Source organism: Streptomyces griseomycini, assembly GCF_014203535.1.
In the GTDB taxonomy this organism is placed as follows: domain Bacteria; phylum Actinomycetota; class Actinomycetes; order Streptomycetales; family Streptomycetaceae; genus Streptomyces; species Streptomyces griseomycini.
Map to the genome: position 1 here is coordinate 1 of NZ_JACHJI010000071.1, position 1,185 is coordinate 1,185.

At 70.8% G+C, this 1,185-nt stretch carries 1 pseudogene; it reads right to left on the reverse strand.

Annotation, left to right across the window (positions count from 1 at the left end):
* A pseudogene (locus tag FHS37_RS38760) lies at positions 1-1,185 on the reverse strand (alpha-amylase family glycosyl hydrolase); the annotation flags it as partial.

Here is a 1,185-nt window from a genome sequence, read left to right on the forward strand (position 1 = left end):
GCGCCGGATGGTGTTGAGTCGGGTGATGAGGGGGGTGATGGTGCGGCCCTCGCGTTCGGCGGTCTCCCAGTCGCGGGGTTTGAGCTGGTACTTCTCGCTGTCGAGGTACTCCTCGCCGCCCTCGCGCAGCGGGGTGTTCTCGCACAGTTCGTAGCCGCTGTAGATGCCCCAGGTGGGCGAGAGGGTGGCGGCCAGCACCGCGCGGACCTCGAACGCGGGCCGTCCGCCGTGCTGCAGGTGGGCGGGCAGGATGTCGGGGGTGTTGGCGAAGAAGTTGGGCCGCATGTAGGAGGCGGCCTCCCCCGACAGTTCGGTCAGGTACTCGGTCAGCTCCTGCTTGGTGGTGCGCCAGGTGAAGTAGGTGTAGGACTGCTGGAAGCCGATCTGGGCCAGGGTGTGCATCATCGCCGGCCGGGTGAACGCCTCCGCCAGGAAGATCACGTCCGGGTCGGTGCGGTTGACCTCCCCGATCACCCGCTCCCAGAACACCACCGGCTTGGTGTGCGGGTTGTCCACCCGGAAGATCCGCACCCCCACCCCCATCCAGTGCCGCAGCACCCGCACCGTCTCCGCCACCAGCCCGTCCAGGTCCGCGTCGAAGGCGATCGGGTAGATGTCCTGGTACTTCTTCGGCGGGTTCTCCGCGTACGCGATCGACCCGTCGGGGCGGTGGTGGAACCACTCGGGGTGCTTGTGCACCCAGGGGTGGTCCGGCGAGCACTGCAGCGCGAAGTCCAGCGCCACCTCCAGCCCCAGCTCCGCCGCCCTGCGCACGAACCGGGCGAAGTCCTCCAGGGTGCCCAGGCGCGGGTGCACCGCGTCGTGCCCGCCCTCCGGGGAGCCGATCGCCCAGGGCACGCCCACGTCGTCCGGGCCGGCGCTGAGGGTGTTGTTGGGGCCCTTGCGGAAGGTGGTGCCGATCGGGTGGATCGGCGGCAGGTAGACCACGTCGAAGCCCATCGCGGCGATCGCCTCCAGCCGGCGGGCCGCGGTGCGGAAGGTGCCGTGCGGCTGTTCGGCGGTGCCCTCCGAGCGGGGGAAGAACTCGTACCAGGAACCGAACAGCGCCCGCTCCCGCTCCACCAGCAGCGGCAGCGGCTCGCTGCTGGTGACCAGCTCCCGCAGCGGGTACCGGGCCAGCACCGCGTCCACCCGAGGCGTCAACGCCGCCGCCAACCGGGTGGC